Origin of the sequence: Natrinema marinum, from assembly GCF_024296685.1 — an archaeon.
Classification (GTDB): Archaea; Halobacteriota; Halobacteria; order Halobacteriales; family Natrialbaceae; genus Natrinema; species Natrinema marinum.
On record NZ_CP100763.1, the window covers coordinates 1,875,532 to 1,900,184 of the forward strand.

Consider the following 24,653-nt stretch of genomic DNA (forward strand, 5'->3'; position numbering starts at 1 on the left):
GTACACCACGGGGAACGATAACGGTTAGTAGCGTTTCGACCGGAACGTTTCCTCACGACGAAAAACGGTCGGTCGGAACCGCGAGCGGTCGTTACTCCCGACGGGCGGTCCGCGCGTCGACGCGCATTTCGACGTAGCGCCGCGCCCACGTCAGAGCGTGGGTTCGGAACGACTCGCGTGCGGCCGCGATGAGTCCGTCCGTCGGGGCGTGATCGATTGCGTCGCTGTCATCTACTGCGGACTGCTCACCCGGTTTCCGGGGCCCCTCTGGAAAACTCATGGTAGTATGTAGCACGAGTGGCGTAATAAACGTTGATGATGATTCGACCGCGCGGGACGACGAGGGGTGACCCGGCAGTTGCCGGTCGTTGCCCACCTCAGACACCGTACCAACGGTTACCAAGGCGACAGCAGACGGAAATACTCTTATTTCCCGATTCATAACCCTGGCCTCACGGCTCAATGACCCCCTCGTCATCGTCCACCAGTGTTCAGAAGACCTTTCTCAAGTACCAGCACGTCTTCGTGTTTCTCGCACCACTGGCGTTCGTGGTCGGCGTCTTCTTCCTCGCACCGACGGGGCCCGCCGACCCAGGCACCGGCTACTGGCTCGAGTACTGGTGGCTGTTCATCGCCTTTCTCATCGGCGCGACGATCGTCAACACGGTCGGAATCAGCGGCTCCGCGCTGTTCGTCCCCTTCCTGATCTTCGTCTTTCCGCTTATCGCGTACCCGCTGGAGCCGGAGACACTCGTGAAGATCGGGCTCATCAGCGAGTCCTTCGGCCTCTCGAGTTCCGCGCTGGCCTTCATCCAATACGGACTGGTCGACCGGCGGCTCGCGACGACGCTGGTGCTGGGCGGCGTTCCCTTCGTCGTCGCTGGCGCGTTGCTCTCCTTTGTCATCCCGGAACCGCTGTTCCACGCGCTGTTGGGGATCGCACTGCTGGCGGCGTCGTTCCTGCTCTTCCGGGCGAATCTCGGCCACGAGGAGCCCGGCGGCGGCTCGGGCGGGGACGGCGGTGAGACGGTGTCGGCCGACGGCGGTGCGGGCGGCGAACTCCCCAACGACTCGGACAAGCTCGGCCCCGCGGGGGTCGAACGGGACGACAGCGGCACCATCACCCGAGTCGATCGCGAGGGCAACGACTACCAGTACTCGCTGGGCGGCTACCTCGAGCGGTTCGCCAACTACAGCGTGGGCGGCGTCTTCCAGGGGCTGGCCGGTTTCGGTATCGGCGAACTCGGCATCATCTCGATGCTGCGGACGGAGGTCCCGGTCCGCGTCGCCATCGGCACCAACCACATCGTCGTCGCGACGACGGCCGTGTTGGCCTCGCTGGTTCACGTCTTCGGCGGCGGGCTGGTCCCCGGCGGCCACACGATGGATCTCGCATCGACGCCGTGGAACATGGTCGTCTGGACGGTCCCCGCGACGACGCTCGGCGGGCAGATCGCTCCCTACGTCTCGGCGGCGCTCGATACCGGGACGATCAAGAAAGGCGTCGGCGGCCTGTTCGCGATTATCGCCGTCGCACTGTTCCTGATGGCCGTCAGCGGCTTCTGAGCGTCGACGAAGGCCGCGGCTCGCTGTTCGCTCGAGGATATCGAACTCGAGCGAACGGTCCGGATTCCCTACCTATGTATGAATCACGTTTAACATCGGTCGGACACGTCCATTAGGCATGGAATCGCTGGCCGGTGAGTCTGTCGTCGTGATCGGTGGCGGGATCGGGGGGCTCTCGACGGCCTGTTATCTGGCCGACGCAGGCGCTGACGTACGCGTTATCGAGAAGAACGAACAGGTCGGCGGGCGCGCAAGCCGCCTCGAGCGAGACGGCTTTCGGTTCGACATGGGGCCGTCGTGGTATCTGATGCCCGATGTCTTCGAGCGCTTCTTCGGCGACTTCGGCCGGACGCCGAGTGACTACTACGAACTCGAGCACCTCGATCCGCATTACCGAATTTTCTTCAAAGACGGAGATGAGGTCGACGTGACGCCCGATCTCGAGCGGACGAAGGCCGTCTTCGAGGAGTACGAGTCGGGCGCGGGCGAGGCCCTCGAGCGCTACCTCGAGAAATCGAAAGAGAACTACGAGGTGGGGATGGAACACTTCGTCTACGAAGACCGCGAGCGCCTGCGCGACTACGTCGATCTCGACGTGGCCCGACAGGCCCGCGGCCTCTCGCTTTTGGGCTCGATGCAGGGTCACGTCGAGGGCTACTTCGACCACCCGAAGCTCCAGCAGATCATGCAGTACACGTTGGTGTTCCTGGGCGGGTCGCCGACGAACACGCCGGCACTCTACAACCTCATGAGTCACGTCGATTTCAACCTCGGCGTCTGGTACCCCGAAGGCGGCATCGGCGCGGTCATCGACGCCCTCTCCGAACTGGGACGGGAACTCGGCGTCGAGTACGACACCGAGCGGCCGGCGACGGAGATCAAAGGACGCGCAGGCGGGTTCGAAGTCGAGACCGCCAGTGGCCCGCTGCAAGCGGATCTGGTCGTGAGCAACGCCGACTACGCCCACACCGAACAGGACCTGCTCACGCCCGAGCGACGGGGCTACGACGCCGACTACTGGGACGAGCGGACTTACGCGCCCTCCGCGTTCTTGCTCTACCTCGGCATCGAGGGCGACGTGGACGAACTCGCCCACCATACCCTCGTCCTGCCGACCGACTGGAACGAACACTTCGACCAGATTTTCGACGACCCGCAGTGGCCCGACGACCCCGCCTACTACGTCTGCGTTCCCTCCGAGACCGACGACACCGTCGCACCCGAGGGCCACAGCGCGCTGTTCGTCCTCGTCCCCATCGCGCCCGGCCTCGAGGACTCTCCCGAAATCCGCGACCGGTACCGCGATCTGGTCCTCGCGGACATCGCCGCCAACGCGGGAACCGACGTTCGCGACCGGATCGTCCTCGAGGAGCGCTTCTGCGTCGAAGACTTCGCGAACCGGTACAACAGCTACGGCGGGACGGCGCTGGGGCTGGCCCACACCCTCCGGCAGACCTCGCTGTTCCGCCCTCCGCACCGCTCGAAAGCGGTCGATGGACTCTACTTCGTGGGCGGCGATACCACACCCGGGATCGGCATGCCGATGTGCCTCATCAGCGGCCAGTTGACGGCCGAGAAAGTGCTCGAGGACCACGGATGAGCGGGCCGAACGACCGCACGCCGGGCTCGAGACGGCGATGACGGGGCGCTCGAGTTCGGCGACCGAGGCCGAGTCCGCGCTCGGCGAGGAGTTGTCGTATCTGCTGACGCTCTCGCGGCCGCGGTTCTGGTTGTATCTGGCTGGCCCCGTCCTCGTCGGCGTCGCCTACGCCGCGGCGTCGGTCGGGGAACTGGTCACGCCGGCGACGGTCGCGCTGTTCGCGTACTTCCTCGTGCCGGCGAACGTCTTCCTCTACGGGATCAACGACATCTACGACCGGGAGATCGACGCCGAGAACCCGAAGAAAGCGGACCGTGAGGCCCGCTACCGCGGCCAGCGGTACGTTCCCGCCGCCGTGGGGCTCTGTGCGGCGCTCCCCCTGCTGTTCGCGCCGCTGCTTTCGACCGCGGCCTGGCCCTGGCTCGTCGCCTTCCTCATCCTCGGGGCGGCCTACAGCGCCCCGCCGGTCAGGTTCAAGACGACGCCCATCCTCGATTCTGTCTCGAACGGGCTCTACGTGACGCCGGGGATCGCCGCCTACGCCGCCGTCGCGGCCATCCAGCCGCCGTTGCTGGCGATCGCCGGCGGCTGGCTGTGGGCGATGGGGATGCACACCTTCTCGGCAGTCCCCGACATCGAGCCCGACCGCGAGGCGGGGATCCGGACCACCGCGACGGTGCTCGGCGAGGGGCGCACCTACGCCTACTGCGGCGCGTGCTGGCTCGCGAGCGCGGCCGCTTTCGGCGCGCTCGATTACCGATTGGGCGCGCTCATGCTCGTCTATCCCGCGCTCGTCGCCGCGATCGCGGTCGCCAACGTCGCCGTCGACCGCGCGTACTGGTGGTTCCCCGCGATCAACACCGTCGTCGGCGCGCTCCTGACGATGGGCGGACTCTGGAGGGTGGCTCATGGGTAGCGACGAGGCGACGAGGTCGTCCGCGAGCCCGCGCTCGAGCGCTGAAACCGCCGCCGACGAGACCGACCCGGTGCGAACGCGGGCCGCTGTCCAGCGCCGGCTCGAGGACCTCGTCCGCGAGAATCGCTTCACGATCGCAGTGGTCTTCCCGGTCGTCGGCGCGATATCGCTACTCGCGAGCGCGGCGGAGTTGCTCCCGCCGCCGCTTGCGTACAACCCGCTGTTGCTCCTGTTCGGGACACTGGTGATGCGCTCGCCGCTGGTCGTCGCGTTGCTGCCCGAAATCGACCGACGGGCGCTCGTCCCGCTGGTCGTCTTGACGGCATACACCTACGCGATCGAGTTCGTCGGCGTCCGGACCGGCTGGCCCTACGGCCCCTTCGAATACGGCATCGAGCTGGGGCCGATGCTGGCCGGCGAGGTCCCGCTTGCGCTGCCGCTGTTTTTCGTGCCGCTGGTGCTGAACGCCTACCTGCTCTCGTTACTACTACTCGGAGAGCGGATCGAACACGCCCTGCCTCGCCTTTTCGCCGCGGTCGCCGCCGTCCTCGCGATCGATCTGGTCCTCGATCCGGGTGCCGTCGCGATCGGCTTCTGGTCGTACGACCCGTCGGGCGGCTACTACGGCGTCCCGCTCTCGAACTACCGGGGGTGGCTCCTCTCGGGGACCGTCGCCGTCGTCCTCGTCGATCTCGCGTTCGATCGCGCGGCCGTCGTAGAGCGCGTTCGAGCTTGCGAGTTCGCGCTGGACGACCTGGTAAGCTTCGTCCTGCTCTGGGGGACAATCAACGTCCTCTACGGGCAGTGGCTGGCGGCCGGGGTGGCCGGCCTGTTCTGTCTCGCCCTCGCCCGGACCGATCGGTACGACCTCGCGATAGTTCGGCGGACGCTGCCGGGGAGCCACCCCCAAAAATAGCCACTGTCGGACGGTCCCGATCGACCAGTCAGACGAACAGACTCGAGATGCTGTCGCCGAACAAGAGCAATAACACGACGGCAGCGACCGTCACCGCGAGCCAGACGCCGAGCCCGATCGCGGTCGTTCGCGCCATCTCTCGTTCCTCGTCGATGACTGTCGAATTCGCGTTCGTAGACATAGCTGTTCGTTCGACTGCGGGAATAACAAACGGAAATCCACCATATCGAGGGGTTTGATATGCGCCGGATAGCTACCGGGTCGGAATCCTGTCTCCGTGCTCGGGACCGCGCCGGTCCGGTTCGGTCGTCGGCACCGCCGACACCCGCTGGAACACGGCTTCCGGATCGCGGTTCCAGTGCCAGTGCCAGCGCGTCTTCGCGAGACACCACAGCTTTCGAGCCGTCGACAGCGACGGCTCGCTCGAGAGCACGTCGTACCCCTGTGCGCGAATGACGGCGTGGTGTTCCGCGTAGAGGACCGCCGCCAGTAACACCGGGAGCTGGCAGTCCTCGGGGAGGTATCGGATGCCGGCGACGCCCTCGCGGTAGAGTTCCTCGGTCCGCTGGAGTTCGCTCGCCATCGCCGTGGCGAACGACTCGGAGTGCTCGAGGCGCTCGATCTGTTCGGGGTCGACACCGTGTTCCCGCAGCGTCTCTTGGGGAACGTAGATCCGGTCGCGCTCGACGATGTCCTCGCGGACGTCGCGCAGGAAGTTCGTCATCTGGAACGCCTCGCCGAGTTTGACGGCGTGGGGGAGCGCGGCCTCCTCGGCGTCGGACTCCATGATCGCCGTCATCATCACGCCGACCGACGCGGCCGAGCCGCGCATGTAGGACTCGAGGTCGCCATAGGTCTCGTACCGGTCGGTTTCGATGTCGGCCGCCATCGCATCGATGAAGGTGTCGACCTCCTCGGCGGAGATCCCGTAGCGCTCCCGCAGTTCCCCGAACGCCTCGAGGACGGGGTCGTCGGGCGGTTGCTCGCCTGTCGCCTGCGCACGAAGGTCCTCGAGCCGGGCTCGCTGCTCTGCGGGAGGAGTGCCGTCTGCGTCGTCGACGACCTCGTCCGCGATCCGGAAGAACGCGTAGAGGACGTGCGTGGCGTGTCGCACCCGCTCGGGGAGAAACCGCGTCGCGAGATAGAACGTCTTTCCGGTCCGCTTCTGTATCGCCTTGCCTGCGTCGATATGTTCCTGTTTCATTGCTGTATCGTAGACCCCGCCTCCGTTCGACCGACGACCGGCTCTGGGATGTATCTCCTACGACAGGACTATATAAAGTATCACCCCCTCACTATGTTTACCGAGCCGGTTTCAGGGGCTTTAGTCGAACAGTTCGTCGAGGAGCTTCCGCTGGGCGGTCCGCAGGTGCTGGTGGAACGTCGACCGAGAGATGTCCATCGATTCGGCCAGTTCCTCGCCCGAGACGTCGCGGGGCCACTCGAAGTAGTTGGCGTAGTAGGCCGTCCGTAGCGCCGTGAGCTGGCGATCGGTCAGCGATGACTCGAGTTGCGTCGTCACGTCCCGTCTCGTTCGTGCCGGCTCCTCCTGTTCGTGGTAGCTGATGAGTTCCACGCGGTCGTACCGACGCTCCAGCAGGTCGTAGGCCGAGCGCGCCGCGCGGCCGTCAGGCAGTTCGACGGCGAGTTCCGCGGGCCCATCGGCCGCCGCCGTCAACCGCCGGATCACCGCGCCGTGCTCGCTCAGCGCCGTCACGAGACCGTCCTCGGCGGTGACCTCGAAGATCGAACCGTCTTCGTCCCCCGAGAGGACCGTCACCTCGCGGCCGTCGCCGATTCCTTCCGCGACGCCGTCGGCGGTGACCTCGCAATCGGCGTACAGAAACACCAGCGGCGTGCCGTCGCGGTCGTAGGTCAGCCCGCGATACGTGATCTCGGCCTCGAGGGCCCGCGACAGCGCCGTAACGAGCAGGGACGGGTCCGCGATCGTGAACTCGGTGGCGACGACGCGCTCGGTCGTGAGCATCCGCTTGGTCTCGAGGGCGTTCATCGCGGTCGCGACGGTCCCGGAGAGCGACTCGAGGACGAGCAGTTCGCGCTGGTCGAACGCGTCGGGCTCGTCGGCGAACACGACGAGCACGCCGTAGGTCACGTCACCGTACGCGATGGGGAGCGCGGCGACCGACCGGAAGCGGTCCCCGGCCCCCGACGGCCACCACCGGTCGGCGTCGTCGAACGACGCCACATCCTGAATCAGTTGCGCCTCGCCGTCTTCGACCGCTCTGACGGCGGGATGGGTCTCGTCGGACCGCAAAACGAGTTCGTCGTCCTCGAGGGGGACCTCGTCCCGGCTGGCCCACTCGCGGGGCGAGAGCCGCTGATTCGTCACGTCGACGCGACCGACCCAGGCGAGGACGTACGGATCGGTCTCCGCGAGTCGGCGGCAGACCTCGCGTTCGATCTCCCCTCGGGTCCCCGCGCCGACGGCGGCGTCCGTGACATCGCGGACCAACCCGTCGACGCGGTCGAGAACGTGCTCGAGCGCCCGTCGCTCCTCGCGGACCTGCTCGGCGTTTTCCGCCGCCTCGATCTCGGCTACCTTTCGCTCGGTGATCTCGAGGTGGATGACGGAGACGAACAGTTCGCCGTGATCGGTAAACCGGTTGGCCCGCATCATGAACCACTGCCGCTCATCGGGCGTGTGACAGGGGTACTCCATCGCGAACGAATCCCGGTCGCCCGCGAGGACGGCCTCGATCCCGTCGACCGCCCGCTGGGCGTGCTCGTCGTCGTCCGTCGCGGCGGTCGCGAGGTAGTTGACACCGACGTGTTCGGCGGTGTCGCTCGAGTCGAACTCGCGCCAGGAGCGGTTCGTCAGCAGGATGTCCCCGTCGCCGTCGATGATAGCCACGGTGATCGGAAGCGTCTCGAAGGCCGCTGCGGCGAGATCGTGGCTGGCGTCCATCGAGTGTAAGTTGTGGTTTCAGCCCCATAACGAACCCGGCTGGCTGCAGCTATCGCGGCGTCGTCCCCTCCGGTGGATCGTTCCGGGTGAAATAGTCTCGGAACGAGAGACACTCACAGGGAGAAATTTAAGTGAATGCGCTCTCCACCCGCAGCTATGAATCGCATCGTACTTCTCGTCGTCGTGGCGGTCTGCCTGGTGCCGCTGGTCGGTGCCGGGGCGGCCCAATCGACCGAGAGGGTGACGGTAACCGTTCACGTCGTCGACGACGCCGGCAACGACGTCGGCGACGCAGCGGTGACCGCATCGTGGGATGGGGGAGAAGCGACCGGGACGACGGCCTCGAACGGGCAGACGCTCATCGACGTTCCGAAGAGCGCGGACGTCTCGGTGACCGTCGAGCACGCCGACTACGTCCTGAACAATCCGGCGAGGCTCGGAGCCGTGACCGATCACACGACTCGAACCGTCGAGGTCCACGCGCCGACCGGCGGCGAGATCGCGGTGACGGAAGACGGCGACTCGGTCGCCGACGCGACCGTGACGCTCACCAAGGTCGGCGACGACCGCGCGGCCGCGACGGGGACGACCGACGCCGACGGCGCCTTCGCGGTCGAGAACATCGAGGCCGGCGTCTACGACGTGACCGTCCGCAAACCCGGCTACTACGAGCGGTCGACGACCGTCGATCTGGCGTCGACCGACAGCACGACCGTCGACATCGAGTCCGGGAGCGCGGAGGTCACGTTCGCAGTCACTGACAGCACGCTCGAGCAACCACTCGAGGTCGACGTGACCATCTTACACGATGGCAAGCGCGACTCGACGCTCTCGACGAACGAGAAAGGCGAGCGCAGTATCGACTTGCAAGTCAACACCAAGTACACCGTTCGCATCGAGGGCGACGGCTACGGCACACACGAGCGGCAACTGACGGTCGGCGAGACCGACACGAGCCGCAGCTATCGGATCGAACGAACGCCGATGCTGACCGTCGAGTCCGCGAACGAACGCGTCCTCCTCGGCGAAACCGTCAGCGTGACCGTCACCGACGAGTACGGCGAGCCCGTGGAGGGCGCGACGGTCCGCCTCGACGGCTCGAGCGCCGCCACGACGAACGCAGAGGGAGCCGCGACGGTTCCGATCGAGACGGCGGGCGAGCTCGAACTGACGGCAGAGGCCGACGGGACGACCTCGAGTCCGGTCGTCGTCGAGGGCGTCGATCCGAACGGTGCCGATTCGAACGGCGGCGAGGGGAGCGAAAGCGAGAACTCGAGCGCTGATACGCCGGCCGACGACGGAATGCCGGGCTTCGGATCGCCGGCCGCGATCGCTGCGATCGCCGCGGTCGTCGGCGGATTCGTCGCTCGGCAACGCCGATAAGCACGGCAGTCGCCGTCGACGGCGTGGTGCTCTCCGGCTGAGACGTTCACAAACGCTTATATATTCGTTTGTGGACTGGTTCCACGGAGGTCAGGCGTGCTGGGTCGCTGATCCACCCGACGACGAGCCGAGTACCGGATTCGGGCGGTTCGCCGGACTACCGGTCGCCCCGGGACAGGTACTCGAGGCGGGAGCCGAACCGACGAGGCGATCTCCGATCGAGATCCGCGCGAGCGGACGGGCGATCCGACGACGGCTCGCGTCGCGTCGGACCGGCTCGACCGAATCGCGTTGTCCACGCTCATCCCCTGTCAACCGCGGTCGCGGCCGATCGTCACACCGATCGGCCGCACGACCCGTTGGTCGCCGTGACAGTTCCGCGCGATCGAACAAACTCCTATGGGGGTCTATGGCATACTCAGAGGCATGGCGAGTGACACAGCTCTACACGAACGGTCGCGATGTCGCAACTGCGGCTTCGAAGCCCCGGGCGGAGACGACGAATGGCGGCGGATCGTCGTCCCGAAACTCGGTCGAATGACCCAGTGTCCAAACTGCGAGAGCACGGACGTCATCACGAGCCGCTGACCGGCCGTCGAGTGCGACGCTCCGAGCGGCTGTCGTCGCCGGCGACGACAGCTGCGAGTGCGCAGACAGACTCTTGAGTGTCTCGCCCCTACCGAAACCCATGAGCAACGAGGCAGATCGCGCGTCGACGAGCGACGACGAGTGGCGGGAGACGCTGAGCGACGAAGAGTACCGAATCCTCCGCGAGGCCGGCACCGAAGCGCCGTTCAGCGGCGAGTACGTCGATCACAAAGACGACGGCACCTACGCCTGTGCCGGCTGCGGAGCCGAACTGTTCGACTCCGAGACGAAATTCGAGTCGGGCTGTGGCTGGCCGAGTTTCTACGATGTCGACGACGAACGAGTCGAAACCCGACTCGACACCAGCCACGGCATGCGTCGGACCGAAGTCCTGTGTGCCGACTGCGGCGGTCACCTCGGCCACGTCTTCGAAGACGGACCCGACCCGACCGGCAAGCGCTACTGCATCAACTCCGTCGCCCTCGAGTTCGACGAGGAGTGAGCGAGCAACCGGCTGTCCTGACGCTCGAGGACGGAGCGCGGCGAGTTCGACGGCCCGAGCGATCGGCTAGCGAGTGCAGGCATCACCCCTTTGCAGGTACCAGTCCTGTCTCGAGCCATGTCCAACGACCGACCGACAGCCGAGGGACTACGACAGGGAATGACCGTCGAACTCGTATAGGACGACGCGGACCGCAGTCCGAGGATTCGGAGCCGCTCGTCGGCGAAGACGGGACGGTCTACGGTGACGAGCCCGAGAGACCGCACGTCGAACTGAAAGGCGGCGTCGGCCGCGTTCGGTCGTCGGTCACGAGTGAAAGGGGCGCATACTGCTAATTCCGTTCTTCAACCATAATCCGATATTGCACCGCATCCTGGGCGTAAATACACATTTTTATTCGTTCTTCAACACACTATCGGACCCATTCCGACACATTCATGGTTGAAGTGCAGAAATACGTGAGTATGGCACCCGAAGCGACGTCGGTCGAACGGCAGGTGGGGGCAGCGAGCGAAGTAGTAGCAGCAGTCGACGAGATCGACGGACGGTCGCACCTCGTCATCGCCGACATCGCTCGAGACGACGCCTGGCTCGCCGTCCCCGAGTCGGCGGCCGTGACGCGTGAGGAGTGCCGGTAACCCGCTCCGAGCGCTTTTTCCCGACGGACACCGACCGACAGCGTCGGGTGACGCGGCGATCGGCGCGCTATCCCCGATCGAGGTACTCGATCGCCTCCGCGTCGGTTACCTGTCCGAAGTCCCGGTAATACTGACCCACGGCTCGGAAGTTCGCGGGCGTCTGTAGGGCGATCACCGCGTCGGCCTCTCGCTCTAGGTCGCCGAGGGCGAGCGGAGAGCCGACAGGAACGGCCAGCGCGATCCAGTCCGCGCCGGCCTCTTGGACCTGCCGAAGGCAGGCAGTCGCGGTTGCGCCGGTCGCGACGCCGTCGTCGACGACCACGACGCGGTTCCCACGCAGGTCCGGGAACCCTCCCGTCGCGCGGTACCGATCGGCTTTCTCGCGGGCGTTGTCGGCCTCTTCGGCGCGGATCTCCTCAAGGTACTCCGCCGACGGATTCAGCCGATCGATCAGGTCGTCGTTGTACCAGACGCTGCCGTCGCTGGCGACGGCCCCCAGTGCCACTTCCGGGTTCTGCGGTGCCCCCATCTTGCGCGCGACGACGACATCGAGGTCGGCGTCGAGCGCGTCCGCGACCGGTCGAGCGACCGGCAGCGCGCCGCGCGGGATGCCGAGGACGATGTCGGCCCGGACATCGCGGCGCTCGAGTTCCGTTGCGAGCCGCTCGCCGGCGTCGGTTCGATCGTCGTACATGGTCTCGCAGGGAAGTACGACGGCAGCCTACTATGCGTTTACGTCGCATACGCCGGGGTCGCCCGACTCCGGCAGCGTCGCGTATCCGAACCAGACCGTGCGCTCGGTGGGTGGCGCTGTGGACCGGCTCCGAGGACGTCCTCGAGCGGATTCCGGAGACGATCCGCTGCTCGGATCGCCGCGAGCGGACGGGACGCTCGGCCGAACGGTCGGGCTACCCATCGGGTTGCTCGTGGACGACGACGACCGGCATCGGCGCGCGACGGACCACGATTTCGGAGACGCTTCCGAGCAGAACGCGGTCGATGCCGTGTCGGCCGTGGCTCCCGATGACGATCTGGTCGAAATCGTTCTCCACGGCGTAGTCGACGATCTCTCGAGCCGGCTTCCCCGAGACGACGGCGGTCTGGATCTCGCGGTCTCCCTCGGCGGCCGCCTCGACGGCCTCCGCGAGCAGCGTTCGGCCGCGCTCCTGTGCCTGCTCGTACCCGGGCAACTCCGCTTCCGAACTGGCGAACGACGCCCAGTACCCCTCCGGTAACTGAACGACGTGCAGGGCTGTGATCGCCGATTCAGGGACTTCCTCGAGCGCGTACGCGAGCGCCGCCTCGGACTGGGGTGAGCCGTCGACGGCGACTAACGTCTTCCGTGCCATGCGCCACGGTACCACGGAACCGGGCTTAACGACTGTCTCACGATCCCGTGTCAGTCAGCTACGAGCGAACGTTTGGTCGATCAGTCGTGTCGCCGCCGGAGTCGCCCTCGGACGATCGGCGTCGCCGGGAAGAGACCGAGTCGCAGCCGCTCGATCTCGAGGACGTCGAGCGCGTCATGGCCGACGAACCGTTCGACCGTCTCACGGTTCAGTTGACAGCCGGCGGCCGCCCGCTCCCAGACGGGGTTCAGCCGATCCTGTACCCGCGCGCGCCAGCCATCGTTGCGGACGTGCTCTACGAAGCGCAGTTCGCCGCCCGGCCGCAGGACGCGGGCGACCTCGTCTATGGCGGCGTCGGGGTCGCCGATCGTACAGAAGACGAGACTCGAGAGCACGGTATCGAAGGCGTCGTTGACGTAGGGCAGCGACTCCGCCCGATCGCCACGGAGGTGGACTTGCATGGGCGATCGCTCGGCCGTCGCCGCCGCTCGACGGCGCATGTTCGGATCAGGTTCGACCGCGTGGTACTCGAGGTCGTCGCCGCCGGCGTCGGCCACGTACGGTATCATCGCGCCCGTTCCCGCACCGAGGTCGAGGACCCGACCCGAGAGGTCGGCCGCGAGGTACTCGCGGTGTGGGCCGAACAGGAGTCGATCGGGCACGAACCGGTCGTAAAGTGCCGCGAACACCGGGTGGTCGATCCGTCGTTCCCCCATCGTACGCCGCAGCGTACAGTCTGCCATGGCGTTCTCGGTCCGACCGACGACGGCGGGACTGATACTCGTTTCTGTCGAACGGGGCCGTTCGGCGTTCGCAAACGCGATCGGCGCGTTCGATGCCGCCGAGCGTCTCGAGTGGTTTTATGCCGGGACCCCTCGGTGACACGCGTATGACCGATGATCGACTGCGCATGACCCCCGGCCCGACCGAGGTTCCGACGGCCGTCCGCGAGCGCATGGCAGAACCGACGCCCAACCCCGATGTCGAACCCGAGTTCTTCGCGTTTTACCGCGACCTGACCGAGAAACTCGAGGCGATCTACGGCGACGACGACATCGTGATCCTCGGCGGCGAGGGTATCCTCGGGCTCGAGGCCGCCGTCGCGTCGCTGGTCGAGCCCGGCGATCGGGTGCTCTGTATCGCGAACGGCCTCTACGGCGAGGGGTTCGCCGACTTCGTCGAGATGGCCGACGGCGAGGCGGTGGTCTGTGACGCAGCGTGGCGCGAACCGATCGACCTCGAGCAAGTCGAGTCCCACCTCGCGGACGGCGAGTTCGACGTGGCCACGATGGTCCACTGCGAGACGCCGACCGGCGTGCTCAACGACCTCGAGCCGGCTCTCGAACTGTGCGACGACTACGACGTGGTAAGCGTCGTCGACGCGGTCTCCTCGCTCGGCGGGACGCCGGTGCCGACCGACCTGATCGATATCTGTCTCGGCGCCTCCCAGAAGTGTTTCAGCGCGACGCCGGGGCTGACCGTCGCCTCGGTCAGCGACCGGGCTTGGGAGAAGATCGAATCCTTCGAGACGCCGTCGCTGTACACCGACCTCGAGCCGTGGCGCGACGCCGCCGACGAGGAGTGGTTCCCCTACACGCACCTCTCGGCGAACCTCTACGGGCTCGACGCGGCGATCGACCTGCTGCTCGAGGAGGGCCTCGAGACCGTCTTCGAGCGCCACGAGAACGCTGCGACGCGGTGCCGCGAGCGGGCAGACGACCTCGGGCTGGCGCTGTACCCCGACGACGCGACCGCCTCGCCGACGGTGACCGCGCTCGAGGTCGAGGGACGCGCCGAGGATCTCCAGCGCGAACTGGCCGACGAGCACGATGTCGTCCTCGCGACGGGGCTCGGCGATCTCGAGGACGACGTGCTCCGCGTCGGACACATGGGCCACAACGCGCGTGTCGACCGCGTCGAGCGGACGATGGACGCGCTCGCGGCCGTTCTCGACTGATCCGAGATCGTCGATCGGTATGTCGCGGTGGCTGAGAGAACTCACTTCGCTGCGAAGCGACGACGCTGTTCGCTGAACGGTTTCGGCGGTCGGAACCGAGCCGAGAACAATCACAAGGTTGTCACAGCTAGTCTGTCGGAATCGTGATTAGATATTGCCAATTGGAACGGTCATTCAGCTTCAATCAGTATTCCACAGACACGTTACGTTAAAAAATGCCGGCGGTCAACACAAAAATTATAAATAACAATTAAGGTTTATGCACACCCTTAGTTCGCGTGGGGTTACCATGACACAGGTTATATGGATCATCGCGGCAGTACTGGTCACGTTTACCGCCGGCTACGTGGGGTACTCGAGATACCTCACGCAGTTCGTCGAACTCGACGAGGAGGCGGAGACGCCGGCACACAAATACGAGGACGGACAGGAGTACGTACCATCGAAAAAACCGGTGTTATTGGGCCACCACTACTCGAGCATCGCGGGTGGTGCGCCCATCGTCGGCCCGATCACGGCCGGCGCGATCTGGGGCTGGGTTCCTGCGTTGCTGTGGATCGCCATCGGGAACCCGCTGATGGGGGCGGTTCATGACTTCGTCTCACTGTCAGGCAGTCTCCGCCACGAGGGGAAGTCGGTCGGCTACATCATCGGCGAGTACGTCGGCGAGAGCGGGAAGAACATGCTGCTGTGGTTCGCGTTCCTGACGATCATCCTCGTCGTCGCGGTGTTCGCGCTGGTCGTTGGGATCGTCTTCAACGCGTATCCGGAGGTGGTAACGGCATCGTTCATCTACATCCTGCTGGCGCTGGCGTTTGGGGTGTACCTGTACCAGTTCAACGGCCCGTTCATCCCCGGGACGGTCGTCTTCGTCGCGGGCGTGTTCGCGGCCGTCTGGGTTGGGATCCAGTTTCCGATTGCGCTCTTCCAGCCGACTGCCGAGCGCACCGCGGATCTCTCTGTGATCGTCCTCTTGGGCGGCGAGGGATCGTGGGTGCCCGGCGCGGGTGCACTCGGAGCGAACACCGCAGCCTGGATTCCACTCGTGATGGTCTATGCCGCGATCGCGAGTGCACTTCCGGTCTGGGTGTTGCTACAGCCGCGAGACTACCTGTCGTCGTTCCTGCTGTATGCAGGCGTCGGCGGGGCAATCGTGGCGATCGTCGTCGGAACGTTCCTCGGCACGTCGGCCGAACCGCTCGTCATCGACAGCTCCATCGGCGCGTTCGAAGGCTTCTGGGGCGTCGATGCGGCCGGCTACGCGCCGCTGTTCCCGCTGCTGTTCATCACGATTGCCTGCGGGACGATCAGCGGATTCCACTCGCTGGTCTCCTCGGGGACGACCGCCAAACAACTCGACAACGAGACTGACGCCCGCCTGATCGGCTACGGCGGGATGCTCGGCGAAGGGCTGCTCGCCGCGGTCGCCCTTTCGACGCTCGCAGTGTGGGGCTTCGCCGATCCGGCCGGCGGGATTGGCGCCGCGCTGCCGAACTTCGCGTCCGGCGGCGGCCTCATCCTCACGAGCCTCGGCGTCCCCGAGACGGTCGGGGCCGTCTTCATGGCGCTCGTGCTCTGTAGCTTCCTACTGACCTCGACCGACACGGCCGTTCGTCTCGGTCGGTACATGATGGAGGAGATCGTCGGCACGCCTGCGGGACGGACCGATACGGGACTGAACGCCGACCCAGCCTCGATCGCGCGCGGTCGGTACACGAACCCGCTCGTGCAGATCATCCCGGCGTACCTGCTCGTCGTCTCCGGCCAGTGGGTCGTCCTCTGGCAGCTGTTCGGCGGCGCGAATCAGCTGCTCGCGGCGCTGGCGTTGCTGACCGCGACCGTCTGGCTCGCCAACTGGGACGACAACAAACAGCTCGTCTCGACCGGCGTCCCGATGGCGATCATGGTCACGATCACCGTCCTCGGGCTGCTAATCTTGGTGTTCTACGAGAACCTCTACCTGAACCTGCTGCAGGGCGGGGCGGGATCGATCGAGGGGCAACTCTCGGCCGGCGTACAGATGATCCTCGGACTCGTCCTCATCGGCCTGGCGCTCGCGCTCGTCAGGCTCGGCTATCGGAACATCAGCCGCGTCCGCCGTGAACCCGGAGCACCCGCTGCCGAACCGAGCGACGACTAACGCGCTGCGTCTCCGGTTTTTATCGACCGAAGCGAAGTCTCGAGAGAGAGAATCGACTACTGCCAGAATCGCTTCGCGATCCGCGAAAAGAAGCCCTCATCGGGCGTCGTCACGTCGTCCCAGAGGGTAAACGCCTCCGCGGCGTCAGCGGCCTCGCTGGCGACGTGGTCTTCGGCGTCGGGAACGACGACGACCAGATTCACCTCGTAGTGGCCGTGGTAGCCGAACTTCAGGAGCGTCCGATCGCGGAAGCCGGAGACGAACTCGCGGACCTCGTCCGATAGCTCGTCCGCCACGAGGACGAACGTGAAGTCCGTCCCGAAATGTTCCTCGTCGGGAACGACGCGTTCGTCCGCGAGGTCGTGACCCAGGTCGACGAGACGCTCGAGTTCCGCCACGGTGGGCCGCGTCTCGCGCCGGGCGAACAGGTACTCCTCGGCCTCGTGGTCGGCGTAGGAAAGCGCCGGATGGAAGAACTGCTTCTGGCTCCGCACGCGCATCTCACCGTAGAGGTCCCAGCGCTCGCCGCCGGTTCGGTGGTCCTTCTCGAGGTCGTAGTTGTACATCAGCCGGTCGGAGACCCGATCGAGATACTCGTCGTCCCAGTCGGGGACGGCCTCGCGGATCTCTGCCGGTAAGTCCGCCGGTGCTGCGCGCTCGCTCATGACGTGGTGACGGCCGGTACCGGTCGTTCGCGCCCCCACGCCGGTTCGGGTTCGTTCGGTTCCATGGCTCGTTTTCGCATACCACCGGTTACCGTCGGGCTATCAAATAAGCGTCGGTGGCATCGGTATCGCGCGAAACAAGGCGGGCGACAGTTTTTACTCGTCGGGACCGAACTAGCGTGCAAGAAGCTACCATGGGTGGCAAACAGACCGAATCCTGCGGCCGATGCTCGATGTCGACGGTCGTCGATGTCGCCTCGTCCGGCGACGAGGACGACGAGAAGCGGCGAGATCCGTTCGCCGAGAGCGCGATCGAGATCGACGACGAGACGCTCCGACGCGTTTCGCCGGCCGCCTGGGCCGGCCGCGTGACCGACCGGATCGACGACATCGGTCGCCGCCTTATCTACGGCCGATAGCCCAGCGGGAACGTTCTTACGAGCGGTCACGACATCGTCACGAGATACGTCATCGCGAACAGCACGATCGCCGCCGTGGCGACGTTGACGAGACCGAACTCGAGGAAATCCAGAAACGCCAGCCCCCAGACGATCGTCCACGCGAACAGCGTCGACAGGACGGCGTTCATCGCGAGCAGCACGCGCGGGTCGCCCCGCGAGGACGAGACGCCCGCCTCGAACCCCTCCCGTTCCGAGTCACCGTTGCTCATACAGGGAGACGACGACAGCACCACTTAACTGTTCGCTGGCGGATCGCACGCCCGTTCGGTGAACCGGTCGAAAGCGTCGGGCCGACGGCTCCGGGCGGCGGTATAGCTCTTTGTCTCTCGAGGGAGTACGTCTCCTATGCCCCTTCGAAATCGCGCTGGCGTCCCCGTCGATCCGGTCCCGTTCGTCGTGGTCGTCGGGCTCGCCTTTATGATCCTGCTGTCGTTCGGCCCGCTGTACGGCCAGGCGCTCGGGGTATCGCTCGAGACGGGAATCACGGCCTCCGCCGCGTTGTTCGTTCTCGCGGCTGCGGCAGCCTTCTACCGACAGGTGTGGAACGCGGATCCGGACGCGCTCGTCCCGTCGGCGCTGCGCGCGCAGCGGCTGTTCTACCTCATCCCAATTCTGACGGCGCTCATCGTCGCGCTCGCCGTCCCCCTGCTCGTCGGTTGAGTTCGTCGGACTCGGCTTCGCGCGGCGAGGTCGGACGCGGGCCGGAGGGGGCGTGTCACAGTGGCCCATGAATTATGGGCGCGGCCGACGTACGGCCCCTATGGGACTCATCGACTCGATGAAAGCGGCGCTCACCTCGCCCGCACCACAGAGTCGTCCCGACGACGGCTCGAAGGGTGCCTATTGGTGTGACGACTGCGACGTTCGAATCAGGGACGTCGACCTCGAGGGGGAGCCGGTCTGTCCGGACTGCGGCGCGGAGATGCGCTTCGAGCGCGCGACCGGTCGCGACTGCGCGTGTTGAGACTGCGAACGCGGTTCAGGGCTCGCGGACGACCGCTTCCTCGCCTTGCTCGTCGGGAAAGCGGGTTTCGAGAGCGGCGTCTTTCCACTCCTCGTCGGTGACCAGCGCGTCCTCAAGCCCCGCCCGGAGGGCCGCCTCGTCGTACGCCGTGCCGATGAAGACGAGTTCGGTCCGGCGGTCGCCGTGTTCGTCGTCCCACTCGAGGTTCGGCCGGTTCGACCGGTACATGTCGCGCTCGACTTCGGGGAGGCTCGCGATCCACGGCCCCTGCGCGGTGGCCCTGATCGACGGGCCGGCCTGTGCGATCGTCATCCGCATCTCGTTGCCGGCGAGCCAGGCGGTGCCCTTCGAGCGGACGATCTCGCTTGGAAGTTCCTCGAGAAACGCGGCGAATCGCTTGGGGTGGAACGGTCGGCGGCAGCGGAAGACGAACGACGAGACGCCGTAGACCTCGTCGGGATGGTGGTGGCCGTGGTGGCCCTCGCCTTCGACGTGGTCGTGCGCGTCGTCGCCACGTCCGTGCGCGTGCCCATCGTCGGCGTGTCCGCTGTCGTCTTCGGCCGACTCGAGCGCTCGCTTCCAGCCCGGCAGATCGTTCACCCGCTTCGGATCGAACAGCCCCGCGCCGAGCAGTCGGTCGGAATCGACCGCCGAGAACTCCGTGCGAATCGTCTCGGCATCGGGCTGGAGCGCGCTGACGAGCTCCTCGGCCTCCTCGAGTTCCGCATCGGAACAGAGATCGGCCTTGTTGAGCAAGACGAGGTTCGAGACCTCGACCTGTTCGACGAGCAGGTCCGAGAGCGGCCGATCGCCCTCGTCGCCGCGGCGCTCAGGGACTCCCTCGCCGCCGAAGGCCTCGAGGAACGCGGGCGTATCGAGCACGGTCACAAGCGTATCCACGTCGTACAGCGCCGCGACGCGGGATTCGGTGGTGAACAGCCGTGCGACGGGCGCGGGCTCGGAGATACCCGACGACTCGACGATCAGGTGGTCGAACGACCGGTCGCGGGCCAGCCTGACCACGGCGGTCTCGAGGTCGTCCTGAAGCTCACAGCAGATACAGCCGTTCGAGAGCTCCGCGACGCCGTCGTCGAGTTCGAGCTCCGAGCCTTCGGCGACGAGTTCGGCGTCGACGTTGACCTCGCCCATGTCGTTGACCAGCACCGCAAGCGTCCGGTCGCCGGCGGTCGACAGCAGGTGGTTGAGCAGCGTCGTCTTCCCGGCGCCCAGACTCCCGGAGAGGATCGTCACCGGAATCGCCTCGTCCGTTCCCGTGTCCATGCTCGCACGGTGGGGCCGAAGCGACTTGAAATCGATCATGAGAGTTTTTAGCATTCGGCCCCGAGAGACGGGCATGGAGCTGGCAGACCGGATCGAAACGTTTCGCGAGACGCTCGAGGAGTGGCTGCGAGGGCTCTACCACGGGATGATCTCGCACCCGGCCTACGAGAAGATCGAGAAGGAAGCCGAAGACACCGAGGACGCGTTTATCCTCGCGTGTTTCCCGGACGCCTTCGGCATTCCGTCGCCGGTCTCGTACTACACCTCGGAGCTACTGCCCTACCTCGAGGACGAGTTCGAGTCGTGGGAGCGACGGCTGTGGGACCGGGACTCGTACATCGAACGCAAGGGACAGCAGTACCACTTCTGATGGAACCGTTCGTCTTCTTCGGCGGCAAAGGCGGCGTCGGCAAGACGACCGTCTCGTGTGCCTACGCGCTGCGCTGTGCGCGCGACGGCAATCGAACGCTCGTCGTCTCGACTGACCCGGCCCACTCCGTCACCGACGTGTTCGATCAGCCGTTCGACGACTCGCCGCAGTCCGTCGAGGGCATCGACGGACTCGACGCCATGCAGATCGACCCCGAAGACGAGGTGACGCGTCACTTAGACGAGATCCGCCAAGACCTCTCGGAGCAGGTGTCCGCGTCGATGGTCAACGAGATCAACCGCCAACTCGAGATGGCCCACGGGACGCCGGGGGCCTACGAGTCGGCGCTGTTCGACCGGTTCGTCGACGTGATGCGCAACGCGGAGGCCTACGACCGGGTCGTCTTCGACACCTCGCCGACGGGCAGCACGCTCCGCTTGCTCGGCCTGCCGGACCTGCTCGAGGGGTGGATCGACCGGCTGATGCACAAGCGCCGGACGAGCATCGACCTCTTCGAGAAGGCCGCGGTCGGCAACAACGAGCCCCGGCGCGTGATGGAGGGCGACCCCGTGCTCGCGCGACTGCAGGAGCGAAGGGGGTTCTTCGAGTTCGCGGGCTCGGCGCTGCACGACGACGCCGCCTTCTTCCTCGTCATGAACCCCGACGAACTCTCGCTCAACGAGACCCGGCGCGCGATCGACGGTCTGCAAGAGCAGGACCTGTCGGTCCGCGGGCTCGTCGCAAACAAGCTCACGCCGTCGCCCGATTCCGACGAGAACGGCCGCGGCGCGCGCTACCTCCGCGAGCGCGTCGAGACCGAAACGGAGCGCCTCGAGACGATCCGCGCCGAGTTCCGACCGCCGTTGGTCGCCGAGATCGGCTGGCGAAGCTCGGAGGTCAAAGGCGACCTGCTCGACGACGTGGCGGCCGAACTCGACATCGAGACGGCCACCGAACCGCCGACGCACGTGTAGCTCGAGTCGGCCGCTTGTTCCTCGAGCCCCGTCTTTGCGCCGACCCGACGGTCCTGCCACGTCTCCGCATACCACCCTGAGAGCGGAACAAAACCCGTTTAGCTCGGCCGTCCGAGGGATGGACAATGAGTACGAGTTACCGGATCGGACTCGTCGGCAAACCGTCCGTCGGCAAGTCCTCCTTTTTCAACGCGGCGACGATGAACGACGTGCCCGAAGGGGCCTATCCGTTCACGACCATCGACCCCAGCGTGGGCGAGGCCTACGTCCGCGTCGACTGCGCCGCCCCGGAGTTCGACGAAGAGTGTACGCCCAACGTCGGCTTCTGCGAGCACGGCACGCGATTCGTCCCGACGAAGCTCGTCGACGTGGCCGGCCTGATCCCCGGCGCACACGAGGGCAACGGGCTCGGCAATCAGTTCCTCTCGGACTTAAACGAGACCGACGTGCTCGTCCACGTCGTCGACTTCTCCGGGACGACCGACGCCGAGGGCGAGCCCACCGAGGGCCACGACCCGCGCGAGGACATCGCCTTCCTCGAGGAGGAACTCGACCAGTGGTATCTGGGCATCTTACAGAAGGGGATCGAACGCTACGAGACGGGCTACACGACCGATGACGACGCCATCGAGGAGGAACTCGCCGAGCAGATGAGCGCGTTCAAGACCAACGAAGACGAGATCAAGCGCCTGATCCGGCGCGTCGATATCGGCTTCGACCCCGACGAGTGGGACGACGAGGACGAACTCGAACTCGCCCGCGAGATCCGCAAGGAGACCAAGCCGATGGTGATCGCGGCAAACAAGATGGACACGCCCGAGGCGCAGGAACACTACGAGGAGATCACGAGCGATCCCGACTACGATCACCTGACGATCGTCCCCTGTAGCGCCCACGCCGAGAAGGCCCTGAAATCGGCCGAGAAGGCCGGCGTCGTCGACTACCGCCCCGGTGATACGGACTTCGATATCACGGGCGATATCTCCGGCGAGCAAGAGCAGGGGCTCGAGCAGATCCGCGACTTTCTGACGGTGTACGGCGCGACGGGCGTGCAGGCAGCCCTCGAGACGGCGCTGTTCGACGTGCTCGGCGTGACGCCGGTGTTTCCCGGCGGCGCGAACGGCCTGGGGAACGAACGCGGCGAGGTGCTGCCGGACTGTTACCTGATCCCGCCGAACTCGACCGCGGAGGACTTCGCATACAGCCTCCACTCCGACATCGGCGACGGCTTCTTACACGCCATCGACTGTCGGACGAACCGCCAACTCGGCAAGGACTACGAGGTCGAATCGCGGGACGTGATCGAGGTCATCACGACGAACTGAGCCGTCGACCCGGAACGGCCGCCGGCCGGCCCGTCTCTCACTCCTGATACGCGTAGCCGATGTAGTGGTTCCCTTCGTAGATCAGATTGACCCCCTCTGGCTCCGAGACGTCGATGGGAACGGTGTCGCCGTTCTCGAAGTCGCCGTCGATCTCGTCCGCAAGGTCGATCTCGACGTTGTCTCCTTCGGTCCAGACGCGCACTCGGAGCTTCGAGGCGGGCACCGAATCGCCGCCGGCGTGTTCGATCCCGCCGTCGTCGGTGAACTCGAGGTCGACCGTCGGTTGCGGATGCACTCTGCCCACGCGGACGTCGTCCTCGCCCCAGACGACCTCGACGTCGGCACCGACCGGAACGGAGTCGACTTCGATCGTCGCGCCCGAAGCGACGGTGTCGGCCTCGTCCGCCCACTGCGTGTCAGCGGGCTCGCCGCCGATCAGGAGTTCGTACGCTGACGCGGGCCGTTCGGTGTCACCCTCGAGTTCGAGTGTCGCCGAGAGCGATTTACTCTCGTACTCGTACTCGTACTCGACGGTGCCTGGCGGCCGAGCTCGGTGGCTCGAGAGGCTCTCTCGGTAGCCCGGCTCCTCCCAGCAGACGTAGACCACCTGCCCCGGTTCGATGCCCTCGAGCGTCGCGTCGTCGCCGGACTCCATCGTGGTTCCCGTCCAGGGCTGGGCCGTTCTCGTCGGCTCGGGCTCGTCCTCGCGGAAGCCGTAGCTGGGCCGCTCCTCGTAGACCGCGAGCGACACCTCGTCGCCGTCGAGGGGGAAGGTATCGGCGTACTCGATGTCGAGTCGCTTCGCGTCGGGATCGTACGCGAAGTCGAATCGGAAGTAGTTGAGGAGCGTCGTCGTACTCGAACTCGAGCCGTATTCGTGATCGTGGGTGAGCGTCACCGAGAGGTTCGGTTCGACATCGTCGGTCTCGATCAGGATCGTATCGCCCTCCGCGAGGGTTCCGTGGCCGTTGGTCCAGATATCGCGGTCGTACTCCTCGTCGTCGACTTCCAACGTGAGGTCCTCGATCGGGGTCGGATCGCCGTAGCCGACCTCGAGTTCGAGGTACTCGTCCTCGAGGTCGATATCGCGCTCGGCTCGGAGCGAACTGGGGCTGTCGTGTTCCTGTGCGGCCCGTTCTGCCGCGAGGTCGCGTTTCACAGAGACGGTGACGAGGCTGCCGTCGATCTCGGCCGTCGGCTCGTCAGTCGTCGCCGTATACGCGAACTCCCCTTCGAGACGCTCGGCGAGTTCGCGGGTCACGTCGTCTTCGTCGGTAAAGGAGATCGCGAAGTCCATCGCCATCGTATCCGGACCGAGGACCGTCAGTGCCCGGACGGTGTATTCGACGGTCGCATCGATTTCCAGTGATTGGGCCACGGACCCGACGTTGATGGCATACCCGTCGGCGTCCTCGTAGACACCGAACGCTTCCTCAAGCAGGGGCTTTGTGTCGAGGAGCCGGTCAACGTCGCCCGCGCCCGCGGCGACAGCGTCCGCAAGCGTGGCCGCGTCCTGTGCAATGATGACGGTGTCGGCCGTGACCGCGGCGACCTGATCGCCGGCCTCGTAGCGGTCGTACGTGATGCCGCCATCGGTTTCGCGGGACTCGCCGTCGCCCTCGAGGTCGATATCGCCGGCCAGAACCGTGATGGGCCGGGTGAAATCGCCGTTCATCGAGTAGACGACAGCCTGTTTGGCGACATCATCGTCGTCGATTCGAAATCGGCCGGTAGTCGCGGTCGGCTCGTAGGGCTCGTTCGCCTCGCGCCGTCGCTCAAGGTCCACCACCGACAGCGTCATCGGCTCCGTCGCGACCGAGGCCGGGAGGTGATCGAGGAGGGCGTCGAAACTTGGCGCGTCAGCGGAATCACGTTCGGTGACTGCGTCTGCGTCCGCGTTCGCCCAACTGGCAGTGATGCCTGCCAGTCCGAGCGCCATCGTCGTGCCAATACCACCGAGGAGGGTTCGGCGGGGATACTGCGGCATACGAGGCGGAGTTGTTGTCGAAAAAACAAGTATGTTTTCATTACTTTATGGGTAGTGAACAGGAGTCATAGTGCACCGGTGTAGTACGGCTCGTCTGGCACGCGACCGAACACGCGGCGACGATTTCGTCGAGACGAATCGCCCG

The 24,653-nt window shown here is 65.9% G+C and carries 26 protein-coding genes and 1 pseudogene; 16 read left to right on the plus strand and 11 right to left on the minus strand.

The genetic code is table 11. From position 1 onward, the window contains the following. Positions 1-91: 91 nt before the first annotated feature. Positions 92-280, minus strand: coding sequence for a hypothetical protein (locus NKH51_RS09250; RefSeq protein ID WP_254765091.1), 189 nt, complete (start codon positions 278-280; stop codon positions 92-94). Positions 281-462: 182 nt separating this feature from the next. Between NKH51_RS09250 and NKH51_RS09255 the strand changes: the two genes are divergently transcribed. The 4 genes from NKH51_RS09255 (at position 463) to cruF (ending at position 4,998) form a co-directional block, all read left to right on the plus strand. Further along, positions 463-1,566, plus strand: coding sequence for a sulfite exporter TauE/SafE family protein (locus tag NKH51_RS09255; RefSeq protein WP_254765092.1), 1,104 nt, complete (start codon positions 463-465; stop codon positions 1,564-1,566). A 118-nt stretch (positions 1,567-1,684) separates the two neighbouring features. After that, entirely contained in the window at positions 1,685-3,166 is a 1,482-nt protein-coding gene (locus NKH51_RS09260; RefSeq protein ID WP_254765093.1) for a phytoene desaturase family protein, read from the plus strand. A 37-nt stretch (positions 3,167-3,203) separates the two neighbouring features. Beyond that, positions 3,204-4,082: a prenyltransferase gene (locus NKH51_RS09265; protein ID WP_254765094.1), complete on the plus strand. Its 879-nt coding sequence runs from the start codon at positions 3,204-3,206 to the stop codon at positions 4,080-4,082. Beyond that, positions 4,075-4,998 (plus strand): bisanhydrobacterioruberin hydratase, encoded by a 924-nt coding sequence (gene cruF, locus NKH51_RS09270; RefSeq protein WP_254765095.1) that lies wholly within the window; start codon positions 4,075-4,077, stop codon positions 4,996-4,998. Before NKH51_RS09265 ends, cruF begins: the two co-directional genes overlap by 8 nt. A gap of 28 nt (positions 4,999-5,026) precedes the next feature. Here cruF and NKH51_RS09275 read toward each other — a convergent pair whose 3' ends face one another. The 3 genes from NKH51_RS09275 to NKH51_RS09285 all read right to left on the minus strand — a co-directional run bounded on the left by NKH51_RS09275 (position 5,027) and on the right by NKH51_RS09285 (position 7,924). Next, the gene (locus NKH51_RS09275; protein ID WP_254765096.1) at positions 5,027-5,179 is read right to left on the minus strand and encodes a hypothetical protein; all 153 of its coding nucleotides are present in this window, start codon (positions 5,177-5,179) and stop codon (positions 5,027-5,029) included. A 72-nt stretch (positions 5,180-5,251) separates the two neighbouring features. After that, positions 5,252-6,202 (minus strand): phytoene/squalene synthase family protein, encoded by a 951-nt coding sequence (locus NKH51_RS09280; protein WP_254765097.1) that lies wholly within the window; start codon positions 6,200-6,202, stop codon positions 5,252-5,254. A 120-nt stretch (positions 6,203-6,322) separates the two neighbouring features. Further along, positions 6,323-7,924 (minus strand): bacterio-opsin activator domain-containing protein, encoded by a 1,602-nt coding sequence (locus NKH51_RS09285; protein WP_254765098.1) that lies wholly within the window; start codon positions 7,922-7,924, stop codon positions 6,323-6,325. Between the two features lie 156 nt (positions 7,925-8,080). Here NKH51_RS09285 and NKH51_RS09290 point away from each other — a divergent pair, with 156 nt between their 5' ends. The 4 genes and pseudogenes from NKH51_RS09290 (at position 8,081) to NKH51_RS09305 (ending at position 11,035) form a co-directional block, all read left to right on the plus strand. Continuing rightward, the gene (locus tag NKH51_RS09290; RefSeq protein WP_254761412.1) at positions 8,081-9,307 is read left to right on the plus strand and encodes a carboxypeptidase-like regulatory domain-containing protein; all 1,227 of its coding nucleotides are present in this window, start codon (positions 8,081-8,083) and stop codon (positions 9,305-9,307) included. Positions 9,308-9,995: 688 nt separating this feature from the next. After that, positions 9,996-10,397, plus strand: a complete 402-nt coding sequence (gene msrB, locus NKH51_RS09295; RefSeq protein ID WP_254761413.1) for a peptide-methionine (R)-S-oxide reductase MsrB — start codon at positions 9,996-9,998, stop codon at positions 10,395-10,397. Positions 10,398-10,514: 117 nt separating this feature from the next. After that, positions 10,515-10,732 (plus strand): annotated as a pseudogene (locus NKH51_RS09300) (DUF2196 domain-containing protein). Between the two features lie 129 nt (positions 10,733-10,861). Next, complete coding sequence (locus tag NKH51_RS09305; RefSeq protein WP_254761414.1) at positions 10,862-11,035, plus strand: DUF7556 family protein; 174 nt, start codon at positions 10,862-10,864, stop codon at positions 11,033-11,035. A 67-nt stretch (positions 11,036-11,102) separates the two neighbouring features. On the opposite strand, the gene NKH51_RS09310 is transcribed toward NKH51_RS09305, so the two are convergent. From NKH51_RS09310 to NKH51_RS09320, 3 genes are all read right to left on the minus strand, one after another. Continuing rightward, the gene (locus NKH51_RS09310; RefSeq protein ID WP_254761415.1) at positions 11,103-11,729 is read right to left on the minus strand and encodes a phosphoribosyltransferase; all 627 of its coding nucleotides are present in this window, start codon (positions 11,727-11,729) and stop codon (positions 11,103-11,105) included. Positions 11,730-11,943: 214 nt separating this feature from the next. Continuing rightward, positions 11,944-12,384, minus strand: a complete 441-nt coding sequence (locus NKH51_RS09315) for a universal stress protein (protein WP_254761416.1) — start codon at positions 12,382-12,384, stop codon at positions 11,944-11,946. 80 nt (positions 12,385-12,464) lie between these two features. Then, a complete protein-coding gene (locus NKH51_RS09320; RefSeq protein ID WP_254761417.1) occupies positions 12,465-13,127 on the minus strand; it encodes a class I SAM-dependent methyltransferase in 663 nt (220 codons plus the stop codon). Between the two features lie 146 nt (positions 13,128-13,273). Here NKH51_RS09320 and NKH51_RS09325 point away from each other — a divergent pair, with 146 nt between their 5' ends. After that, positions 13,274-14,341: a pyridoxal-phosphate-dependent aminotransferase family protein gene (locus NKH51_RS09325; protein WP_254761418.1), complete on the plus strand. Its 1,068-nt coding sequence runs from the start codon at positions 13,274-13,276 to the stop codon at positions 14,339-14,341. A 289-nt stretch (positions 14,342-14,630) separates the two neighbouring features. Beyond that, positions 14,631-16,481, plus strand: coding sequence for a carbon starvation CstA family protein (locus NKH51_RS09330; RefSeq protein ID WP_254761419.1), 1,851 nt, complete (start codon positions 14,631-14,633; stop codon positions 16,479-16,481). Between the two features lie 56 nt (positions 16,482-16,537). On the opposite strand, the gene NKH51_RS09335 is transcribed toward NKH51_RS09330, so the two are convergent. Beyond that, entirely contained in the window at positions 16,538-17,146 is a 609-nt protein-coding gene (locus NKH51_RS09335) for a DUF8052 family protein (RefSeq protein ID WP_254761420.1), read from the minus strand. A gap of 194 nt (positions 17,147-17,340) precedes the next feature. On the opposite strand from NKH51_RS09335, the gene NKH51_RS09340 reads away from it, so the two are divergent. After that, positions 17,341-17,565, plus strand: coding sequence for a DUF8007 family protein (locus tag NKH51_RS09340; protein ID WP_486632920.1), 225 nt, complete (start codon positions 17,341-17,343; stop codon positions 17,563-17,565). A 26-nt stretch (positions 17,566-17,591) separates the two neighbouring features. Here NKH51_RS09340 and NKH51_RS09345 read toward each other — a convergent pair whose 3' ends face one another. Next, positions 17,592-17,816: a DUF8107 family protein gene (locus tag NKH51_RS09345; protein ID WP_254761422.1), complete on the minus strand. Its 225-nt coding sequence runs from the start codon at positions 17,814-17,816 to the stop codon at positions 17,592-17,594. Positions 17,817-17,952: 136 nt separating this feature from the next. Between NKH51_RS09345 and NKH51_RS09350 the strand changes: the two genes are divergently transcribed. Both NKH51_RS09350 and NKH51_RS09355 read left to right on the plus strand, forming a co-directional pair. Next, positions 17,953-18,267, plus strand: coding sequence for a hypothetical protein (locus NKH51_RS09350; RefSeq protein ID WP_254761423.1), 315 nt, complete (start codon positions 17,953-17,955; stop codon positions 18,265-18,267). A gap of 100 nt (positions 18,268-18,367) precedes the next feature. After that, positions 18,368-18,571: a hypothetical protein gene (locus NKH51_RS09355; RefSeq protein WP_254761424.1), complete on the plus strand. Its 204-nt coding sequence runs from the start codon at positions 18,368-18,370 to the stop codon at positions 18,569-18,571. Between the two features lie 15 nt (positions 18,572-18,586). Here NKH51_RS09355 and NKH51_RS09360 read toward each other — a convergent pair whose 3' ends face one another. Next, positions 18,587-19,852: a CobW family GTP-binding protein gene (locus tag NKH51_RS09360; RefSeq protein WP_254761425.1), complete on the minus strand. Its 1,266-nt coding sequence runs from the start codon at positions 19,850-19,852 to the stop codon at positions 18,587-18,589. 73 nt (positions 19,853-19,925) lie between these two features. Here NKH51_RS09360 and NKH51_RS09365 point away from each other — a divergent pair, with 73 nt between their 5' ends. The 3 genes from NKH51_RS09365 (at position 19,926) to NKH51_RS09375 (ending at position 22,521) form a co-directional block, all read left to right on the plus strand. Further along, positions 19,926-20,222, plus strand: a complete 297-nt coding sequence (locus NKH51_RS09365; protein ID WP_254761426.1) for a DUF7990 family protein — start codon at positions 19,926-19,928, stop codon at positions 20,220-20,222. Beyond that, entirely contained in the window at positions 20,222-21,196 is a 975-nt protein-coding gene (locus NKH51_RS09370; RefSeq protein ID WP_254761427.1) for an ArsA family ATPase, read from the plus strand. The genes NKH51_RS09365 and NKH51_RS09370 overlap by 1 nt, the downstream gene beginning before the upstream one ends. A gap of 125 nt (positions 21,197-21,321) precedes the next feature. Next, positions 21,322-22,521: a redox-regulated ATPase YchF gene (locus tag NKH51_RS09375; RefSeq protein ID WP_254761428.1), complete on the plus strand. Its 1,200-nt coding sequence runs from the start codon at positions 21,322-21,324 to the stop codon at positions 22,519-22,521. A gap of 37 nt (positions 22,522-22,558) precedes the next feature. On the opposite strand, the gene NKH51_RS09380 is transcribed toward NKH51_RS09375, so the two are convergent. Further along, complete coding sequence (locus NKH51_RS09380; RefSeq protein ID WP_254761429.1) at positions 22,559-24,508, minus strand: hypothetical protein; 1,950 nt, start codon at positions 24,506-24,508, stop codon at positions 22,559-22,561. Between the last annotated feature and the right edge of the window lie 145 nt (positions 24,509-24,653).

Excerpts from the sequence above, each read along its gene's own strand:
- NKH51_RS09325 (WP_254761418.1), top strand. The coding sequence starts at position 13,274 with ATGACCGATGATCGACTGCGCATGACCCCCGGCCCGACCGAGGTTCCG.
- NKH51_RS09355 (WP_254761424.1), top strand. The coding sequence starts at position 18,368 with ATGGGACTCATCGACTCGATGAAAGCGGCGCTCACCTCGCCCGCACCA.
- NKH51_RS09350 (WP_254761423.1), top strand. The coding sequence starts at position 17,953 with ATGCCCCTTCGAAATCGCGCTGGCGTCCCCGTCGATCCGGTCCCGTTC.
- NKH51_RS09335 (WP_254761420.1), bottom strand. The coding sequence starts at position 17,146 with ATGAGCGAGCGCGCAGCACCGGCGGACTTACCGGCAGAGATCCGCGAG.
- NKH51_RS09285 (WP_254765098.1), bottom strand. The coding sequence starts at position 7,924 with ATGGACGCCAGCCACGATCTCGCCGCAGCGGCCTTCGAGACGCTTCCG.
- NKH51_RS09305 (WP_254761414.1), top strand. The coding sequence starts at position 10,862 with ATGGCACCCGAAGCGACGTCGGTCGAACGGCAGGTGGGGGCAGCGAGC.
- NKH51_RS09280 (WP_254765097.1), bottom strand. The coding sequence starts at position 6,202 with ATGAAACAGGAACATATCGACGCAGGCAAGGCGATACAGAAGCGGACC.
- NKH51_RS09275 (WP_254765096.1), bottom strand. The coding sequence starts at position 5,179 with ATGTCTACGAACGCGAATTCGACAGTCATCGACGAGGAACGAGAGATG.
- NKH51_RS09320 (WP_254761417.1), bottom strand. The coding sequence starts at position 13,127 with ATGGCAGACTGTACGCTGCGGCGTACGATGGGGGAACGACGGATCGAC.
- NKH51_RS09290 (WP_254761412.1), top strand. The coding sequence starts at position 8,081 with ATGAATCGCATCGTACTTCTCGTCGTCGTGGCGGTCTGCCTGGTGCCG.
- NKH51_RS09265 (WP_254765094.1), top strand. The coding sequence starts at position 3,204 with ATGACGGGGCGCTCGAGTTCGGCGACCGAGGCCGAGTCCGCGCTCGGC.
- NKH51_RS09375 (WP_254761428.1), top strand. The coding sequence starts at position 21,322 with ATGAGTACGAGTTACCGGATCGGACTCGTCGGCAAACCGTCCGTCGGC.
- NKH51_RS09360 (WP_254761425.1), bottom strand. The coding sequence starts at position 19,852 with ATGGACACGGGAACGGACGAGGCGATTCCGGTGACGATCCTCTCCGGG.
- NKH51_RS09340 (WP_486632920.1), top strand. The coding sequence starts at position 17,341 with ATGGGTGGCAAACAGACCGAATCCTGCGGCCGATGCTCGATGTCGACG.
- NKH51_RS09310 (WP_254761415.1), bottom strand. The coding sequence starts at position 11,729 with ATGTACGACGATCGAACCGACGCCGGCGAGCGGCTCGCAACGGAACTC.
- NKH51_RS09250 (WP_254765091.1), bottom strand. The coding sequence starts at position 280 with ATGAGTTTTCCAGAGGGGCCCCGGAAACCGGGTGAGCAGTCCGCAGTA.
- NKH51_RS09370 (WP_254761427.1), top strand. The coding sequence starts at position 20,222 with ATGGAACCGTTCGTCTTCTTCGGCGGCAAAGGCGGCGTCGGCAAGACG.
- NKH51_RS09315 (WP_254761416.1), bottom strand. The coding sequence starts at position 12,384 with ATGGCACGGAAGACGTTAGTCGCCGTCGACGGCTCACCCCAGTCCGAG.
- cruF (WP_254765095.1), top strand. The coding sequence starts at position 4,075 with ATGGGTAGCGACGAGGCGACGAGGTCGTCCGCGAGCCCGCGCTCGAGC.
- msrB (WP_254761413.1), top strand. The coding sequence starts at position 9,996 with ATGAGCAACGAGGCAGATCGCGCGTCGACGAGCGACGACGAGTGGCGG.
- NKH51_RS09330 (WP_254761419.1), top strand. The coding sequence starts at position 14,631 with ATGACACAGGTTATATGGATCATCGCGGCAGTACTGGTCACGTTTACC.
- NKH51_RS09255 (WP_254765092.1), top strand. The coding sequence starts at position 463 with ATGACCCCCTCGTCATCGTCCACCAGTGTTCAGAAGACCTTTCTCAAG.
- NKH51_RS09365 (WP_254761426.1), top strand. The coding sequence starts at position 19,926 with ATGGAGCTGGCAGACCGGATCGAAACGTTTCGCGAGACGCTCGAGGAG.
- NKH51_RS09260 (WP_254765093.1), top strand. The coding sequence starts at position 1,685 with ATGGAATCGCTGGCCGGTGAGTCTGTCGTCGTGATCGGTGGCGGGATC.
- NKH51_RS09380 (WP_254761429.1), bottom strand. The coding sequence starts at position 24,508 with ATGCCGCAGTATCCCCGCCGAACCCTCCTCGGTGGTATTGGCACGACG.
- NKH51_RS09345 (WP_254761422.1), bottom strand. The coding sequence starts at position 17,816 with ATGAGCAACGGTGACTCGGAACGGGAGGGGTTCGAGGCGGGCGTCTCG.